This is a genomic window from Xenorhabdus yunnanensis, from assembly GCF_028598805.1.
Classification (GTDB): domain Bacteria; phylum Pseudomonadota; class Gammaproteobacteria; order Enterobacterales; family Enterobacteriaceae; genus Xenorhabdus; species Xenorhabdus yunnanensis.
The window spans coordinates 1-218 of record NZ_JAQRFI010000383.1 but is presented as its reverse complement, the minus strand read 5'-3'; the positions used below and the strand labels follow the sequence as shown (position 1 = coordinate 218).

At 42.2% G+C, this 218-nt stretch carries 1 pseudogene; it reads left to right on the top strand.

Going from position 1 to position 218, the window contains the following annotated elements:
• Positions 1 to 218 (top strand): annotated as a pseudogene (locus tag PSI23_RS22685) (hypothetical protein); the annotation flags it as partial.

Genomic DNA, 218 nt, shown 5'->3' with positions numbered 1-218 from the left:
CCATACTAGTAATAGATGGATTGAATGTGACTTTAAATTGTATTTTCATCCCAATGTTGAGTACCGTATAAAACCCCGCACTATCAGAATCGGGGATATGGATATTCCTGAACCAGTGAGGGAGCCGCTGGAGGAAGGAACCGTATATTTCCTACCACGGGTATATAGTATTTTCGGAAATTATGATTATTCGCTTGAAGAGCGCTGGACTGACTGCG